We start from the raw sequence: 15744 nt of genomic DNA, 5'->3' as shown, positions 1-15744 counted from the left end.
CTCCACCCTATTCCTTGTGGGCGAAGAGCTTGAGCACCGGAACGCCGACCTTGTGGCGTGCCCGCGAGGCCCAGTCCCGGTGGAAGAACTCCTCGACGTAGTGCGGGGCGGTCAGCACGATCACCTCGTCGGCGCCGGTCTCCTCCACCACCGCCTTGAGCTTGTCGAGCGGGTGGGCCTCGATGATCTGCCCGACGGCCTTGGCGCCCTTGGCGCGCAGGGAGGCGAGAGAGTGTTCGAGAGCTGTCTCGGCGGGGCCCCGGGCGGCGACCCCCTCCGGCTCGTCACCCTCGTGGATGGCCTCGGGAAGCTCACCGAGCGCTACGTCGTCGATGGCGCGCAGCAGTCGGTCCCGGTCGCCCCGGGGCTGCATCAGGACGACGAAGGAGACCGGCTCGTCTCCGTGGAGGGTGGTGACGAAGTCCACGTCGACCGGGGTCAGCGGCTGCTCGATCATCAATACGCTCGTGAACACGGACGCCCTCTCCTTCGTGGGCCGAGGCCGTCGGCCGGCCCCTGCGGAAACCATCCTGCCCCGCTGTCGCACGGGGCCTACGCCGTATACCTGCCCACTTATGTGCCCAGCGGAAGCTAAGCGGAACTACAAATTCCGCCTCTCTTCAGATCCGACGGTAACGCGTGAAGAGAAACCCGGCCTCTTCCAGTACGCAGGCCGGCGCGAGCCGGTGCGGAACCGTGACGGAGGGCCCGTCGGAGATCCGCTGGGCATCACCCGCCGTGAGCATCGGTGAGATCGTCAGGCACAGCTCGTCCAGGGCGTCGGCGGCCACGAACTGGCCAAGCAGCCGGGGTCCGCCCTCGGTCAGCTGGCGGCGCAGCCCCCGGTCCGCGAGCTCCCGTACGGCGCGGGCCGGGTCCACGCCCGCCCCGTCGCCGGCCACCACGACCTCGGCCCCGGCCGCGGTGGCCGCGGCGACCCGGTCCGCGGGCGCGGCGGCCCCGGTGAGCACGAGGGTCGGCGCCGAGGGGGAGGTGAACAGCGGAGCCGAGAAGTCCAGGTCCAGGCTCGCGGTGACCACGGCGATGACCGCGGCGGGCCCCTGGCCTGCCGCGCTACGGCGGGCGGCGAAGGCGTCCCGGGCCCGCGCGGGCCCGTATCCCTCCTGGCGAACCGTTTCCGCGCCCACGACCACCACATCGGCCAGCGCCCGCAGGGTGCCGAAGATCCGCATGTCGCTCTCTCCGGAGATGGGCTGGGAACGCCCGTCGTGCTGGCCCGCTCCGTCCAGCGTGGACACCATGTTGGCGCGCAGCCAGTGGCCGTCCGTGCCGAGCGGGGGGTACGGGTACGCATCGGCGAGCTCGTCCAGCGACCATTCCCGGTCGGTCCGGTCTGCTGATGTCTGATCGGTCACAGGGAACAGGCGTCGCATCGGTGCAGTGTGCCACGCCCCGTAGGATGAAGAGCTGTGTCGACCTCACTCTCGCCCTCAGCCCCAGCCTCCGGGCGGCCCCCGATAGCCGACGCGGGACCGCAGTCCCTGTGCGCCCGCGAGCCACGGGTTCCCGCGGAACGGCTGGTGGCCGAGATGGTGCCGCCGCCGCGCTTCGACTCGGTGCGCTTCGACACCTACAACCTGGACCCGGCCCAGCCGAGCCAGGCCGAGGCCGTCACCGTCCTCGCCGAGTTCGCCGGCGGCCTGGGCGGGGCGCACGCCAGCGGCTCCGGCAAGCGGCGCTGGTTCGCGAGGACCCCGAAGAACACGGCCTCGTCCGCGGCTCCGCGCGGGGTCTACCTCGACGGCGGCTACGGCGTCGGCAAGACCCACCTGCTCGCCTCCCTCTGGCACGCCACCCCGGCCGAGCCCGCGCTCAAGGCCTTCGGCACCTTCGTGGAGCTCACCAACCTCGTCGGCGCGCTCGGCTTCCAGCAGACCGTGCAGACCCTCGGCGGACACCGCCTCCTGTGCATCGACGAGTTCGAGCTCGACGACCCGGGCGACACCGTCCTCGTCTCCTCCCTGCTCAGCCGCCTGGTCGAGCAGGGCGTGGCGCTGGCCGCCACCTCCAACACCCTGCCCGGCAAGCTCGGCGAGGGCCGCTTCGCCGCCGCCGACTTCCTGCGGGAGATCCAGGGGCTCTCCGCGCACTTCCGGCCGCTGCGCATCGACGGCCAGGACTACCGCCACCGCGGCCTGCCCGAGGCCCCCGCGCCGTTCTCGGACGAAGAGGTCACCAAGGCCGCGTACGCCACCAGGGGTGCGAGCCTCGACGACTTCCCCGCCCTCCTGGAGCACCTCGCCCGGGTCCACCCCAGCCGCTACGGGGCCCTGACCGACGGCCTGACGGCCGTCTGCCTCACCGACGTCGGCGCGATCCCGGACCAGTCGACGGCGCTGCGCCTGGTGGTCCTCGCGGACCGCCTCTACGACCGTGAGATACCGGTCCTGGCGTCGGGCCTCCCCTTCGACAGGCTCTTCAGTGAAGACATGCTGAACGGCGGCTACCGCAAGAAGTACTTCCGGGCCATCTCACGGCTCACCGCACTGGCACGCGACGCGAAGCCCCTGGTGTCCCAGTAGGTTTGGGAACGCCGGGCCGTACGTACGGCCCGGCCGTACCCACCTTCCACGAAGGGATCAACCATGGCCACCACGCGTTCCTCCCACACCGTCTGGAACGGCAACCTGCTCAAGGGTTCCGGCGTCGTCTCCCTCGACTCCTCGGGCCAGGGCGAGTTCGACGTCTCCTGGCCCTCGCGCGCCGAGGCCGCGAACGGGAAGACCAGCCCGGAGGAGCTGATCGCCGCCGCGCACTCCAGCTGCTACTCGATGGCACTCTCGCACGGCCTGGACGGCGCCGGCACCCCGCCCACCCGGGTGGAGACCAAGGCCGATGTGACGTTCCAGCCGGGCGAGGGCATCACCGGCATCCACCTGACCGTGGTCGGCGAGGTCCCGGGCCTGGACGCCGAGGGCTTCGCCGCGGCCGCCGAGGACGCCAAGAAGAACTGCCCGGTGAGCCAGGCCCTGACGGGCACGACCATCACCCTTACGGCCACCCTGGCCTGATCCGGCCCGATCCGTCCTGATCCCCCGCCGGGGCCCCGCACGGTCGGCTCCCGCCGCACCGCCCGGGGCCGCGCCGGGCAACTGCGTCCGGCGGTGGGGGCGTACGCCCGTCAGGGGGCACTCGGCGGCGCGGCGGGCGGGGCCGGGGCTACCCGCGTGGTACCACGGCCCGGTCGTATGTACTGCCCCACCGCCGGGAGTTGCCCATGCCGTCGATGCCTCCAATGCCGCCGATGCCGCCGATGTCCCTGAGCCGCCGCAGTCTGCTCGCCGCCGGTTCGGTCGCCTTCACCGGAGCACTCGGCGCGCTCTTCGCCGGGGCCGGACCCGCGGCGGGCGCGGGGGCCCGGGCCGCATCCGGCGCCGGCACGGCCGCACCGGCCGCCACCCGGGGCTACGGACCGCTCGTGGCCGACCCCGCCGGGCTGCTCGACCTGCCCGCCGGGTTCACCTACCGGGTGCTCTCGCGCGCCGGCGAGCCGCTCCGCTCCGGCGAGGGCACCGTCCCGGCCAACTTCGACGGCATGGCCGCCTTCGGCGCCGGACACGGCCGCGTCCGGCTGGTCCGCAACCACGAGAACCGGACGACCGCGGCCCTGCGCGTACCTCCTGTCGAGGGGCTCACCTACGACCCGAACGCCCTCGGCGGCTGCACCCTCCTCGACCTCGACGCCACCGGGCGGGTCACCTCCGAGCGCGTCGCCCTCGCCGGCACGGCCGTCAACTGCGCGGGTGGCCGTACTCCTTGGAACACCTGGCTGTCCTGCGAGGAGACCGAGGACCGGGCGGGCACCGCCGGCTACACCCGCGACCACGGCTACGTCTTCGAGGTCGACCCCGCCGATCCCCACCGCTCCGGCGCGGTCCCGCTGACCGCGATGGGCCGCTTCGCCCACGAGGCCGTCGCCGTGGACCCGTACCTCGGCGTGGTCTACGAGACCGAGGACGCCTTCGTCGAACCCTTCGGGCTCTTCTACCGGTTCCTGCCCGCCCGCCCCCTGGGCGGCCCCGGCTCGCTGCGCGCGGGCGGCGCGCTGGAGGCGCTGCGGGTACCCGGGCTGGCGAACCTGGCGGTGGTGGACGAGCCGGGGGCGGAGTTCCCGGCGGAGTGGGTGCCCGTGCCGGACCCGTCCGCGTCCGGGACCCCGATCCGGCTCCAGGACTTCGGCCCCGGCGGGATCACCCACGCGCAGAAGCTGGAGGGCTGCTACTGGGGAGGCACCGGCGTCCACTTCGTCTCCAGCTACTCCCGCACCAGCGAGGGCTCCCCCGCCGAGCACCACGGCCAGGTGTGGTTCTACGACCCGCTGCGCGCCCGGCTCCGGCTGGACGTGCTGTTCGGCCCTGCCAGCGACCCCCAGCTGCCCGGCGACTCCCCCGACAACATCTGCCTGGCCCCCGACGGCGGCCTGATGGTCTGCGAGGACGGCGGCGGCGCCCAGTACGTCTTCGGCGTGACCCCGCACGGAAAGGTGTACCCGATGGCCCGGAACGCCGATGACATCGGGAAGCCGGGGGCGCCGGAGTGGGGCGAGTTCGCCGGCGTCACGTTCTCGCCGGACGCCCGGACGATGTACGTGAACGCCTACTCGCCCGGGACCACCTTCGCGGTGACGGGACCCTGGCACTGACCCGGACGTCCTTCCGGCCCGTCCGTGCTGGTCTTTCGTCACGTCGCGATCCCATCCGATGTGTTGGAAACTCGTAGGGAGTCGGACGGATCGAGGTAGGTAGCGGTGGCCAAGAAGGACAGCAGGACCCCGGACGAGGTCTCCGGGCCCGCGGGCCCCTCGAAGTCGGCGAAGACGGCCGGGCCCGGGAAGGCCGGGAAGCCACCGAAGGCCACCGAGCCCGGGAAAGCCGCCAGGGCCGCGAAGACGGAGAAGCCCGCGAAGGCGGCCAAGGCCGGGAAGGCGGAGAAGGACGCCAAGGCGGCCAAGCCCACCAAGGCGGACAAGGCGGGGGCGGCCAGGCCCAGCAAACCGGAGAAGGCCGCCAAAGCCTCCAAGGCCGAACCGGCGAAGCCCGCCAAGGCGGACAGGCCCGCCGCCGAGCCCGCCGCCGAGCCCGACGGCAAGTCCGGGGCCGACGCCGGGCCGAAGTCCAAGCCCCTCTCCTTGCGCGAGCTGCTCCGGATCTCCGCCGAGAGCTCGAAGGCCCCCAAGGGCTCCCGCAAGGGACGCGGGCACGACACCCCGCTGAGTCCCCTCCTGCGCGTCCCCTCCGGCGAGCGCATCGACCTCGGGGCCCTGCACCCCGCCGCGACCCCGGCCGGACCCACCGACAAGGCGGCCGGCGTGGCGGCCACCGCCCAGATGGCCGAACAGCTCGCCTCCCTCCAGGAGCGGCTCTACGCCGCCAGCACCGCAGGGGACCGCCGCCGCGTGCTGCTCGTCCTGCAGGGCATGGACACCAGCGGCAAGGGCGGCACGGTCAAGCACGTGATCGGCCTGTTCAACCCCTCGGGTTGCCGGATCAAGGCCTTCAAGGCCCCCACCCCCGAGGAGCAGAACCACCCCTTCCTCTGGCGCATCATGAAGGCGCTCCCGCAGCCGGGCGAGATCGGCATCTTCGACCGCTCGCACTATGAGGACGTCCTCATCGCCCGCGTCCGCGACCTGGTGCCGCGCAGTCAGCTGGGCCGCCGCTACGCGCAGATCAACCGGTTCGAGAAGTCCCTCGCCGACGACGGCGTGAGCGTGGTGAAGATCTTCCTCCACATCAGCTACGAGGAGCAGCGCAAGCGGCTCCTGGAGCGGCTCGACAACCCGGACAAGCACTGGAAGTTCAACCCGGGCGACATCGAGGAGCGCGCGGCGTGGCCCGCGTACCAGCAGGCGTACGAACTGGCCCTGGAGCGCTGCTCCACGGACGCCACGCCCTGGTACGTGGTCCCCTCGGACCGCAAGTGGTACCGCAACTGGGCCATCAGCAAACTACTGCTGGAGCACCTGGAAGGCATCGCTCCGCAGTACCCGGCGGCCGATTTCGACGTGGCGCGGTGCCGAGCCCGGCTGCTCCAGACCTGAGGCCCGGCGCAACCCTCCCGGGTGCGCGCCGTGAACATCCGATTGCCGCATAGTCATATATTTTGCGACCGTGACCATTTCTGTGCGCAAGGTGGCGGCCGCGGCCGCTCTCGGTGCGGCCCTCGGCAGCGCCCTCGTGGGGTGCGGAGCCGGTGGCGGCACTCCGGATGCCGGCGGCCGGGCCCGGATGGGGACCTCCGCGGACCCCACCGCGCCGCCCTCCGCGTCCACGTCCGCGTCCCCCCAGGCGAGCCCCCGGCCCAGCCCGTCGGGCACCCCGCAGGCGGGGGCTCCCGGCAAGGCCCCGACCATGGCGCCCGGCCCGAACGGCCTGACCCCGGTCTTCGAGCGGGCGAAGCAGCACACCGACAAGACGGTGGCGCTGACCTTCGATGCCGACATGACCTCCGACCAGGGGCCGCGCGCGGCGGGCGGCGAGCACTTCGACAACCCGCAGCTGATCTCCACGCTGCGCACCCTCAAGGTGCCGTCGACGATCTTCATGACGGGCCGCTGGGCCGAGGAGTACCCGGACCAGGCGAAGTCCGTGGGCACCGATCCGAACTTCGAGATCGCGAACCACTCGTACAGCCACCACGCCTTCAAGTCCCCCTGCTACGGACTCCCCGCCCTCGACGAGGCCGCCGCCCGCGCCGACGTGGACCGGGCCTTCGAGGCCTTCCACAAGGCGGGCGCCGTCAACACCGTGCCGTACTTCCGCTTCCCCGGCGGCTGCTACGACGACCAGGCGCTGCGGGCAGTCTCCACGGCCAAGGTCACGGCCGTGCAGTGGGACGTGGTCAGCGGGGACGCCTTCGCGAAGGATCCCGACGCGGTGGCCGAACAGGTCCTGTCCGGGGTGAAGCCCGGCTCGGTCGTGGTCATGCACTGCACGCGCAGCGCCGCCCCGGTCACCGAGGAGGCCGTCCGCAAGATCGTCCCGGAGCTGCGCAAGCGCGGCTACCGCTTCGTGAAGGTCTCCGAACTCATCGGGAAGTAGCCCGGGGCTCAGCCGGAACAGGCCGTGCGCTGCGCGTCCTGCCACTCGCACACCGGGCACAGCACCACGCCCGGTGTCGCGACCCCGTACTCGGTGGGCCTGCCGCACTCCACGCAGTCGGCATAGGGCGGCCCGGCCACCCGTCCGGCGGGGGCCGCGGGGGCGGGGCAGTACGAGGAGTCGGGCGCGCTCTGCTCCAGCTGGTCCATGCGTACGAGCCTACTCACCTCCGCCGGGCCGCGGCGGCGCAGGCCACCGCCCCCGCCCCGGCGGCCAACAGCAGAGCGACCGCGCACTCGGACAGCGGCAGCGGCAGCGTCCGCTCCCGTGACCCCACCACCAGCGCGGTCACCGCGAGCCGGGCCGGGGAGGCGCCGACGCCCCAGGCCAGCAGCGAGCCGAGGCCGGTCGCCAGGACTGCGAACCCAGGACGCCCGAGCAGCGGGCGACTGCCCAGTGCCCCGACCGCGCCGCCGGTCAGCGCGCAGGCTGCCACGGCCAGCGCTCCGGCCAGTCCGGCGTCGCCCGCGGGCACTCCGCCGCGGTCGCAGAGCAGCAGCACCGCCAGCGCGCTCGCTCCCCCGGCCGCCAGCGCCCCGGCCAGCGCGGTCAGCAGGGCGGCCGCGTGCACGCGTACGGGACCCGCCGCGGCGGCCACGCAGTCCCGGGCGGCGTCGGGCTCGGCCGTGACGCAGATCCGGACCAGCCAGGCGGTGACCGGGACCAGCCCGGCGGCCGCGTAGCCGAGGGAGTCGAGCACCGGGTCGCCCGGCCGGATGCCGACGGCCAGGAAGGCGGCGTACAGGAGTACCGGGGCGAGCCAGCGCTGCGAGCGCAGCAGCAGCGCGGCCTGGTAGCGCAGCAGGGCCACGAGCACCGCGGGGCGGGCGGTCACGGCAGCTCCGGGTGGTCCGGCCGATCCCGCGGGTCGGGCCGCGGGTCCGGTTCCCCTACGGCGAGTACGTGCCAGGGCGGGCTCGCGGCGAGCAGGGCGGGCTCGCGGCGAGCAGGGCGCGCAGCGCGGCGTCGGAGTGCTCGGCGGGCACGGTCAGCGCCACGCGCCCGGCTCCGCCCCCGGCCGGCGACGGTTCGACGGTCAGCCCCGGCGGGAGGACGGCGCCCGGCGGCCCGGCCACCTCGATGCGTACCAGGGGTCCCGGATCCGCGGGGTCCCGTAGGGCCACCACCGCGGCCCCCTCCACCCGGTACCGCGCGCCGGCCGCGCCCGCGAGCCGCCGGGGGTCGTGGTCGACGAAGACCACCGCGGCCCCGGCGACGACGCGTTCGGTGACGGCCCGGTCCAGTTCGGCACGGGCCGCCTCGTCCAGCCCGGTCCAGGCCTCGTCGAGGACGAGCAGCTGCGGCCCGGCGAGCAGGGCCTGCGCCACGGCCACCTTCTGGCTGCTCCCCTTGGACAGTTCGGCGAGCGGTGTGCGCGCGGTCCCGGCGGCCCCGAACCGCTCCAGCCATTCGGCGGCCCGCCGCCCGGCGGCCGCTCCGCGCAGTCCGTGCACCCGGCCCATGTGGGTCAGGTACTCCCCGGCCGTGAGGGGCAGGGCGGCGGGGAACCGCTCGGGGACGTACGCGGTGCGGTGCGGGCGGCCGGTGATCCGCCCCTCGCTGGGGGTGTCGAGTCCGGCGAGGAGGCGGAGCAGGGTGGACTTGCCGCCTCCGTTGGGGCCCTCGACGCGTACGAGGGTGCCGTGCGGAAGCTCCAGGGAGATCCCGCGCAGCACCCAGGGCCCGCGCACGCCGTAGCGGCGGCCGACCCCGGCCAGCCTCAGGGTGTTCGCGGTCAATGCGCGGCAGCCGCCTCGGTGAGCTCGCTCGGGCGGACGATGACGAAGCCCTCGCCGCTGAGCTTCAGCTGGACGGCCTCGCCGGAGCCGCCGCGGATCATCGAGCCGACCGACTGGGAGCGGTGCAGACCCGTCTCCAGGCGGGCGCTCCAGCCGACCACCGCGTCGGTGTCCACGTAGACGGGGGCCTGCGGGGTGACGGGGATGACGATCGGGTTCCCGTCACAGACCACGGCGAGCTTGCCGGTGCCGGTGAAGAGGCTGTTGAAGAGCCCGCCACCGGTCATGCCGGCGCCCTTCAGCATCTTGATCTCGTAGGAGAGCGTCGCGTCGAAGCACAGCACGTTGCGGCCGTTGATGGTCAGGGCGTCGCCGGGCTCGAACTCGACGATGAAGCAGTTGCCCGCCCGGTGCGCGAACCAGGCTTCGCCCTGACCGCGTACGGACATCAGCGCCAGCCCCTCGCCCGTGACGGCGCGCTTGAGCATGCCGCCTATGCCCTGTCCCTTGCGTTCGAACTGGAGGCTGCCGCGGAAGGCGACCATCGAGCCCTGGCGGGCGAGCATTTCACCGTTGACGGTGTACTTCACGGACTTGGCGTTCTGCAGGGTCATACCGGGTACGGCAGACGGCTGGGCCGGGTTCTCGGACGCGAAAAGGTCACTCTTCATGGCCCCGATCCTCACCCGTCCGGGACCCCTGCGACATCATCCGTAAGTCGGAGGCTGGCAAACTTGGCCGGATGAGCACCGAGGACACGCGCCACGTCACCCAAGTACCCGCCGTCGGGGCGGACAGCCCCTTCCGGCAGGAGCGGATCGCCCGCGACGAGGCACCGCAGTTCGTGCTGCCGCTGGTGGTGCGGATCGAGAAGGACGGGCCGCCGGCCCGGACCGACGCCCTGGAGACGGCCGCCCGTGCGGTGCTCGTCCTGCTGACCGACGAGCGGTCGGCCGGCGAGGGCGAGTGGGCCGGCGCGGTCCGGGACTGGCAGGACGCCCGGATCCGCAAGGTGGTGCGCAGGGCGCGCGGGGCGGAGTGGCGCAAGGCCGGGACCCTGCCGGGCCTGACCGTGCACGGTGTCGCCTCGGAGGTACGGGTCTTCCCGCCGGTCCCGCTCGACGGCTGGCCCAAGGAGCTGGCCAAGCTCCAGGTGTCGGGCACCGACCTCGACGACCCGCAACCGGTCGCACCCGCGCCGGCCGGGCTTCCGGTGCTCTGGCTCAATCCGGACCTGGACATGTCGGCCGGCAAGGCGATGGCCCAGGCGGGGCACGCGGCGCAGCTGGCGTGGTGGGAACTGACCGGCGCCGAGCGCACCGCGTGGCAGGACTCCGGCTTCGCGCTGGCGGTACGGACGGCCCCGCGCGAGCGGTGGGCGGAGCTGTCCGGGAGCGGGTTGCCGGTGGTGCGGGACGCGGGGTTCACGGAGATCGCGCCCGGGTCCTGCACGGTGGTCTCGGACCACCCGGCGCTGCGGGCGCGGCTCTGACTGGTCGTTTCGGCGGAAGGACTCGACCTTGATGTGAGGGAACGGAACGCTGCCGGCGGCCGGGAACCTCAAATGTTGCTCTGAACGTCCCCCTTGGCGGTTGGCTCGACTCCGTCGGGGTCATGACATCGGCACACGGACCGATGAGAGGGGGCGAGGGGACATGAAGCCCATGGCACACCTGGGGGTGGGCATCGGCTGGCGGCCGGAGATCGCGGGAGCGGTCGAGGCCCTCCCGGGCTTGGACTGGGTCGAGGTGGTGGCGGAGAACATCTGCCCGGGCCACCTGCCCGAGTCCCTGCTGCGGCTGCTCGAACGCGGGGTCCGCGTGGTACCGCACGGGGTCTCGCTGGGCCTCGGCGGCGCCGACCGGCCGGACCCGGCGAAGCTGGCCGCGCTCGGGGAGCGCGCGGTGGCGCTGGGGGCGCCGCTGGTCACCGAGCACATCGCCTTCGTACGGACCTCCTCGGTGGCGCCGGGCCCGGTGCTCGAAGCCGGGCACCTGCTGCCCGTGGCACGGACCCGGGACGCGCTGGACGTGCTCTGCGAGAACGTGCGGATCGCGCAGGACGCGCTGCCCGTGCCACTCGCGCTGGAGAACATCGCCGCGCTGCTGTCCTGGCCCGGGGAGGAGCTCACGGAGGGGCAGTTCCTGACGGAGCTGGTGGAGCGGACCGGGGTGCGGCTGCTGATCGACGTGGCCAACCTGCACACCAACCGGGTCAACCGGGGGGAGGACCCGGCCGCCGTACTGGACGGGATCCCGTTGGAGGCGCTGGCGTACGTGCACGTCGCCGGGGGCGTGGAGCGGGGTGGCGTGTGGCACGACACGCACGCGCATCCCGTGCCGCGGGTCGTGCTGGACGTGCTGGCGGAGCTCCGGGCCCGGGTGGAACCGGCGGGGGTGCTGCTGGAGCGGGACGACGACTTCCCGCCGGAGGGTGAGCTGGCGGGCGAACTGGAGGCGATCCGGCGCGTGCTGGGCGACGCCGCGGGAGCCGTACCCGGCCCTCCTTCCCTCCCTTCGGCGGGCTCCGCCCCGACCACCGCCCCGACCGCGGGCGGGCCCGGAAGCGGGACGGACGCCGTGCGGACCCGGGTCGGGATCGGACAGGCCGCGCTCCTGTCGGCACTGGTGGCCGGGACTCCCGTGCCCGAGGGGTTCGACCGGCAGCGGGTACGGATCCAGGCGCGGGCGCTGTCGGCCAAGCGGGCCGGGGTCGTGGCCCGGCTGGCGCCCGAGCTGCCCGGGATCCTGGGCGGCCAGGACCCGTACCGGGAGGCCTTCCTCGGCTACGCCCGGCACCGGCCCATGACCGCCGGATACCGGCGCGACGCGCTGGACTTCGCCGAGCACCTGCTGATCCGGGACCTGCCCGCCGACCCCGCCGCACGGCGCCGGCTCACGCTCTGGTGGCAGGACCGGGCCGGGGCCCGGCCGCCGGGCCGCGCCGTGCGCTGGGCCCGCGCACTGGTGGGGAGAGCCGCGTGAACCCCTTCGACTTCATCGCCGTGGCCGTCTGGATCGGCGTCATCACCTCCGGCGTCGTCCTGCTGCGCGGTCTGCGGCGCTCGCGCCCCTCCACCCTCGGCCCGGCTCCGCGCCTGCACGACCTGTCCGAGGCCGCGTTCATGGCGGGCGGTCCCGGCGCGGTCGTCGACGCGGCGCTCGTCTCCCTGCTCTGCGACGGCCGGATGGTGGTCGGCGGGCCCGGCATCGTCCAGCTGCGCCCCGGGGTGAGGGCCGGTGACTTCGCCGAGCGGGCCGTGCTCCGGGCCCACGGGGACGCCCCGTCCGGATGGCTGTACCAGATCCGCTACGCGGCCATGCGTGACCCGGCCGTCCAGGAGACGGGCGACGCCCTGGCCGACCGCGGGCTGATCGCCACGCCCGGAGGCCGCCGCCGGTGGCCGCGCCACGGGCTGGTCCAGGCGCTGGTGTGCGGGGTGGCGCTGGTGGTGTCGCTGCCGCTGACCTTCGCCGCCTACGTGCTGGAGCGCGGGTCCGGCTCGTTCCACGTGCCGTTCGTCGTCGAGGTCTTCCCCGTTCTGCTGGGCGGAATCGTCATGGGCGCCATCGGCGCCTCCCGCGCCGGCCGGCGGATCACCCCGGCGGGGGCCGCCGCACTGCGCGACATCCGCGCCCACTACCGGGCCGACCGCAGTCCGTACGTCCAGACCTCGCTGTTCGGACTGGCCGGTCTGCGGGATCCGTACCTGCGCGAGCAGTTGGTGCCGGCGGCCCGCGGCACCCGGCTGGCGGCGGCCCAGTCGCGTCCGCATTCCAGCACCTCCGACTCGTCCTGGGCGTCCGGGGCCGAGGCCATCCCGGTCGTCTGGTGCGCGGGGGCCGACGGCGGCGGGCCGGGCGGATCGAGCTGCGGATCCGGTTCGGGCTGCGGATCCTCGGGGTCCGGCTGCGGGTCCTCCGGGAGCAGTTGCGGGGGCGGCGGATCGAGCTGTTCCAGCAGCGGTTCGAGCTGTTCCAGCAGCAGTTCGAGTTGTGGCAGTTCGTCCAGTTCCAGTTGTGGCAGCAGCTCCTGACCGTCCATCACGGGCCAGTCACGAGCTGCTCACACCTCGGCAGGGCCCTATGCCCGGCGGTTCCACATCTTGTAGAAAGCGAGCATGTTCTGGGTCCTGTTCCTCCTCCTGGCCTGGGCAGGGGTGCTGATCGCGGCCACACGCCTGCTGAGAGCCGCCGGTGAGGCCGCGGAGCCCGTCGACGGGCCCGCCGCCGCGCACCACGACCGTCACCACCACGACGAGCTGAGCCTCCACGAGGCCGCGTACCTCGCCGGTGGCCCGCAGCGGGTGGCCGAGCTGACCCTGCTCTCGATGCAGCGCGAGCGGCGGCTGCTGCTCGCGCACACCGGCTGGGCCACCGTGCTCGACCCGGTCGGGCGCGATCCGCACGAGCGGTCCGTACTCGGCGCGTTCGGGCCGGACGGGCAGGAGGAGGTGTCGGCGGTCCGGTCGGCCGTGGAACGGGATCCGGCCGTACGGGACCTCGCGGACCGGCTGGGCGACGCGGGCCTCGCGCTGCGCCAGGGGGCCGTGCGCGAGATCGGCGAGGGCATCAGGTCGGTCCGGCGGGCCACCCTCCTGGTCCTGGGCATGACGGTGGCCGCCCTGTGCGTACCGGCGCCGGGGACCACGACGACGATGATCCTGTGCTGGTTCGCCCTGCCGCTGATCCTGTGCGTGGGCTGCCTGGCCATCGCCCGCGTCGAGGGGCACGCGCACTCGGCGTGGGCCTCCCCCGCCGGGCAGCGGCTGCTCGTGGAGCTGGGGCGGGAGCGGGGCGGGCGGGGCTCGCTCACCGCGGTGGCGCTGCGCGGGCTCCGCGCGGTCAACGATCCCGAGCTGCGGGCGGCCCTCGCCTGCGGCAGTCGGGGGCGGATTCCGCGGCAACGGGGGTATTGAGCGCGACACCGGCCGTTGATCCTGTACAGGGGCCCCCGCTCCGGATCTCATCTGAACATCCGATGAGACGAGGACCCCGCCATGCGGATGCGGATGCGTTGTGCAGTGGCCGTGACCCTGCTGGTCCTGCCCGTTGCCCCGGCCGCCGCATGGGCGGTGCCCCGGGCTGCGCACACCACTCGGGCCCCCGGCCCCGCGGACGGCCGCACCGCCAGCGGCCTGCCCGGCCCGGCGGGCCGCGGCTCCACCGCCGGGCCCGCCACCCGGTCCGCCGTCCCGTCCGGCTCCACCGCCAGGCTGGCCGCCGAGGCCGCCGGAGCCGAGCTCGTGGCGCTGCGCGCCGCGGCGGTCGCGCGGCTCCCCGGCGCCGGAGCTCGGGCGCCGGGCCCGGCCCGGCCGCGCGGAGCGGGCCCCGCCGGCGCCGGGCTCGACTTCGGGCCGTGCCCCGTCTCCGAGGGGCTCGGCCCGGACGTGCGGTGCGCCACGCTGCGGGTGCCCGTCGACTACGCGCGGCCCGACGGGCCGCAGACCGCGATCACCGTCAGTCGGATCGCCGCCGGCGGCGGTGTCCCCCGGCAGGGGGCCCTCGTGTACAACCCCGGCGGCCCCGGCGGGAACGGGCTGTTCTTCCCGCTCGTCGCCGACCTGCCCGAGTGGCGCCGCGTCTCCGCCGCCTACGACCTCGTCGGCTACGCCCCGCGCGGGGTCGGCCTGTCCGGACGGCCGCTGTCCTGCCAGGACCCGGCGGAGTACGACCGCGCCCCGTCCGCGGCCCCGGAGGCCCAGCCGGACGCCGCCGCCAAGGAGGCCCGTACGGTGGCCGCGCGGGCCTACGCCCTCGGCTGCGCGCGGCGGGCCGGCGCGGCCCTCTCCTCGTACACGACCCTGAACAACGCCCGCGACCTCCACGTGCTGCGCGCCGCGCTCGGCGAGCCGAAGCTGACCTTCATGGGGGCCTCGTACGGCACCTACCTGGGCGCGGTCTACGCCACCCTCTACCCCGGCCACGTGCGCCGGATGGTCTTCGACTCAGCCGTCGACCCCGACCCCCGCAAGGTCTGGTACCGCAACAACCTCGCCCAGGCCGCCGGTTTCGAGCGCCGGTGGGCCGACTTCCGCGCCTGGACGGCCCGTCACCACGCCGCGTACGGGCTCGGCTCCACCCCGGAGGCCGTGCAGGCGAGTTACGACCGGGTGCGGGCCGAGCTCGCCCGGGAACCGGCGGGCGGGGTGGTGGGTACCGGGCAGCTGCACTCCGCGTACCTGCGGGCCGCGTACTACGACGAGGTGTGGCCGAGCCGTGCGGCCGCCCTGGAGGCGTTCCTGCGCGGCGATCCGGCCCCGCTCGTCGAACTCGCCGCACCGCGCCCGGCGGCGGCCGCCGAGGGCGAGAACGCGACGGCGGTCTACACGGCGACCCTGTGCAACGACGCGCCGTGGCCCGCCGACTGGGAGACCTGGGACCGGGACAACACCGAACTGGCCCGCACGGCCCCCTTCGAGACCTGGGCGAACGCCTTCCTGAACCTGCCCTGCGCCCACTGGCCGGTGCGCGAGCGGCAGCAGCCGGTCGACGTGGGTGAGCGGCCGGACACTCCGCTCCCCCGCACGCTGGTCGTCGCGGCCGAGCGGGACGGCGCCACCCCGTACTCCGGCGCGCTCGAGCTCCAGCGGCGGCTCGGGCCGCGGGCGGCGCTGCTGACGGAGACGGGGGCCGGCACCCACGGGGTGGTCGGCGGACGCAATGACTGCGTGGACGCCCACGTGGAGCGGTACTTGCTGACGGGTGACACCCCGGGGCGCAGTGTCGCGTGTGCGCCGCATCCGGAGCCCGCACCGGTGTCGCTGGACGACCGGGCAGCCGGCACCGAGGGGCACCCCAGGGCACTGCTGCCGCCAGTCGTCTGAACTTCCGGGCGGGATCTCCGGCTGCGTCGATTCGGGGGCAGGGCCTCCCGATCCACCG

General features: G+C 74.3%; 16 protein-coding genes. 10 read left to right on the top strand and 6 right to left on the bottom strand.

Annotated elements, in window-relative coordinates; all coding sequences use genetic code 11:
- Positions 1-7: 7 nt before the first annotated feature.
- Positions 8-475 (bottom strand): indole-3-glycerol phosphate synthase, encoded by a 468-nt coding sequence (locus OG389_RS29170; protein WP_328301426.1) that lies wholly within the window; start codon positions 473-475, stop codon positions 8-10.
- Positions 476-620: 145 nt separating this feature from the next.
- Entirely contained in the window at positions 621-1394 is a 774-nt protein-coding gene (locus OG389_RS29165; protein WP_328301425.1) for a pyrimidine reductase family protein, read from the bottom strand.
- A 36-nt stretch (positions 1395-1430) separates the two neighbouring features.
- On the opposite strand from OG389_RS29165, the gene zapE reads away from it, so the two are divergent.
- The 5 genes from zapE (at position 1431) to OG389_RS29140 (ending at position 7061) form a co-directional block, all read left to right on the top strand.
- Positions 1431-2543 (top strand): cell division protein ZapE, encoded by a 1113-nt coding sequence (zapE, locus tag OG389_RS29160; protein ID WP_328301424.1) that lies wholly within the window; start codon positions 1431-1433, stop codon positions 2541-2543.
- A gap of 63 nt (positions 2544-2606) precedes the next feature.
- Positions 2607-3032 carry an OsmC family peroxiredoxin gene (locus OG389_RS29155; RefSeq protein WP_328301422.1) on the top strand — a complete coding sequence of 142 codons (426 nt, stop codon included), beginning with the start codon at positions 2607-2609 and terminating at the stop codon, positions 3030-3032.
- Between the two features lie 242 nt (positions 3033-3274).
- On the top strand, positions 3275-4663 hold the full coding sequence (locus OG389_RS29150; protein WP_328304184.1) for an alkaline phosphatase PhoX: 1389 nt from the start codon (positions 3275-3277) through the stop codon (positions 4661-4663).
- Between the two features lie 504 nt (positions 4664-5167).
- Positions 5168-6061 carry a PPK2 family polyphosphate kinase gene (locus tag OG389_RS29145; RefSeq protein WP_443059468.1) on the top strand — a complete coding sequence of 298 codons (894 nt, stop codon included), beginning with the start codon at positions 5168-5170 and terminating at the stop codon, positions 6059-6061.
- Positions 6062-6131: 70 nt separating this feature from the next.
- A complete protein-coding gene (locus OG389_RS29140) occupies positions 6132-7061 on the top strand; it encodes a polysaccharide deacetylase family protein (protein WP_328301421.1) in 930 nt (309 codons plus the stop codon).
- 8 nt (positions 7062-7069) lie between these two features.
- On the opposite strand, the gene OG389_RS29135 is transcribed toward OG389_RS29140, so the two are convergent.
- From OG389_RS29135 to OG389_RS29120, 4 genes are read right to left on the bottom strand one after another with little or no spacing between them, the layout of a single operon-like run.
- The gene (locus OG389_RS29135) at positions 7070-7270 is read right to left on the bottom strand and encodes a hypothetical protein (protein WP_328301420.1); all 201 of its coding nucleotides are present in this window, start codon (positions 7268-7270) and stop codon (positions 7070-7072) included.
- Between the two features lie 14 nt (positions 7271-7284).
- Positions 7285-7956 (bottom strand): ABC transporter, encoded by a 672-nt coding sequence (locus tag OG389_RS29130; RefSeq protein ID WP_328301419.1) that lies wholly within the window; start codon positions 7954-7956, stop codon positions 7285-7287.
- Positions 7957-8011: 55 nt separating this feature from the next.
- Complete coding sequence (locus OG389_RS29125) at positions 8012-8860, bottom strand: ATP-binding cassette domain-containing protein (protein WP_328301418.1); 849 nt, start codon at positions 8858-8860, stop codon at positions 8012-8014.
- Positions 8857-9531 (bottom strand): AIM24 family protein, encoded by a 675-nt coding sequence (locus OG389_RS29120; protein WP_328301416.1) that lies wholly within the window; start codon positions 9529-9531, stop codon positions 8857-8859. Before OG389_RS29120 ends, OG389_RS29125 begins: the two co-directional genes overlap by 4 nt.
- 71 nt (positions 9532-9602) lie before the next feature.
- Here OG389_RS29120 and OG389_RS29115 point away from each other — a divergent pair, with 71 nt between their 5' ends.
- The 5 genes from OG389_RS29115 (at position 9603) to OG389_RS29095 (ending at position 15686) form a co-directional block, all read left to right on the top strand.
- Positions 9603-10352 (top strand): aminoacyl-tRNA hydrolase, encoded by a 750-nt coding sequence (locus OG389_RS29115; protein WP_328301415.1) that lies wholly within the window; start codon positions 9603-9605, stop codon positions 10350-10352.
- A gap of 163 nt (positions 10353-10515) precedes the next feature.
- Complete coding sequence (locus OG389_RS29110; protein ID WP_328301414.1) at positions 10516-11844, top strand: DUF692 domain-containing protein; 1329 nt, start codon at positions 10516-10518, stop codon at positions 11842-11844.
- Complete coding sequence (locus tag OG389_RS29105) at positions 11841-12896, top strand: TIGR04222 domain-containing membrane protein (RefSeq protein WP_328301412.1); 1056 nt, start codon at positions 11841-11843, stop codon at positions 12894-12896. The genes OG389_RS29110 and OG389_RS29105 overlap by 4 nt, the downstream gene beginning before the upstream one ends.
- An 84-nt stretch (positions 12897-12980) precedes the next feature.
- Positions 12981-13778 (top strand): TIGR04222 domain-containing membrane protein, encoded by a 798-nt coding sequence (locus tag OG389_RS29100; protein WP_328301410.1) that lies wholly within the window; start codon positions 12981-12983, stop codon positions 13776-13778.
- Between the two features lie 297 nt (positions 13779-14075).
- Positions 14076-15686, top strand: a complete 1611-nt coding sequence (locus OG389_RS29095; protein WP_443059467.1) for an alpha/beta hydrolase — start codon at positions 14076-14078, stop codon at positions 15684-15686.
- The last annotated feature ends 58 nt before the right edge of the window (positions 15687-15744 follow it).

This window comes from Streptomyces sp. NBC_00435, assembly GCF_036014235.1.
In the GTDB taxonomy this organism is placed as follows: Bacteria; Actinomycetota; Actinomycetes; order Streptomycetales; family Streptomycetaceae; genus Streptomyces.
Note: the sequence above shows the minus strand (reverse complement) of the source record. Positions and strands in the feature narration are given on the sequence as shown.

Excerpts from the sequence above, each read along its gene's own strand:
- OG389_RS29120 (WP_328301416.1), bottom strand. The coding sequence starts at position 9,531 with ATGAAGAGTGACCTTTTCGCGTCCGAGAACCCGGCCCAGCCGTCTGCC.
- OG389_RS29115 (WP_328301415.1), top strand. The coding sequence starts at position 9,603 with ATGAGCACCGAGGACACGCGCCACGTCACCCAAGTACCCGCCGTCGGG.
- OG389_RS29135 (WP_328301420.1), bottom strand. The coding sequence starts at position 7,270 with ATGGACCAGCTGGAGCAGAGCGCGCCCGACTCCTCGTACTGCCCCGCC.
- OG389_RS29165 (WP_328301425.1), bottom strand. The coding sequence starts at position 1,394 with ATGCGACGCCTGTTCCCTGTGACCGATCAGACATCAGCAGACCGGACC.
- OG389_RS29155 (WP_328301422.1), top strand. The coding sequence starts at position 2,607 with ATGGCCACCACGCGTTCCTCCCACACCGTCTGGAACGGCAACCTGCTC.
- OG389_RS29150 (WP_328304184.1), top strand. The coding sequence starts at position 3,275 with ATGTCCCTGAGCCGCCGCAGTCTGCTCGCCGCCGGTTCGGTCGCCTTC.
- OG389_RS29110 (WP_328301414.1), top strand. The coding sequence starts at position 10,516 with ATGAAGCCCATGGCACACCTGGGGGTGGGCATCGGCTGGCGGCCGGAG.
- OG389_RS29100 (WP_328301410.1), top strand. The coding sequence starts at position 12,981 with ATGTTCTGGGTCCTGTTCCTCCTCCTGGCCTGGGCAGGGGTGCTGATC.